The organism is Chryseobacterium sp. SIMBA_029, assembly GCF_046535275.1.
Lineage (GTDB): Bacteria > Bacteroidota > Bacteroidia > Flavobacteriales > Weeksellaceae > Chryseobacterium.
Genome location: NZ_JAWRXA010000064.1, coordinates 1 through 392, shown reverse-complemented (window position 1 = coordinate 392; position 392 = coordinate 1). Strand labels below are relative to the sequence as shown.

The 392-nt window shown below is 42.1% G+C and carries 1 protein-coding gene; it reads left to right on the top strand.

Features of this window, described 5'->3' with window-relative positions; all coding sequences use genetic code 11:
- Nucleotides 1-392, top strand: a 392-nt coding sequence (locus SB679_RS23215) for an aldehyde dehydrogenase family protein (RefSeq protein ID WP_410704648.1), incomplete at both ends; no start/stop codon positions are given.

Genomic DNA, 392 nt, shown 5'->3' with positions numbered 1-392 from the left:
ATCATTTCAGATATTTTGCATCCGTGATTCGTGCGGATGAAGGTTCACATAACGAATTGGATAAAGATACTGTATCCTTAATTGTACATGAGCCGCTAGGAGTAATCGCACAGATTATCCCGTGGAATTTTCCAATATTGATGGCGGTATGGAAGCTAGCCCCGGCATTAGCTGCTGGAAATTGTGTAGTCTTAAAACCTGCAGAAAGTACACCCGTGTCTATTATGGTTTTAATGGAGCTCATCGGAGATTTACTACCGGCAGGAGTTATCAATATTGTGAATGGCTTTGGAGCAGAACTGGGAAGAGCATTAGTTACTAATCCTAAAGTTGCCAAGGCAGCATTTACAGGATCTACAGCTACAGGACGTTTAGTGATGCAATATGCAACC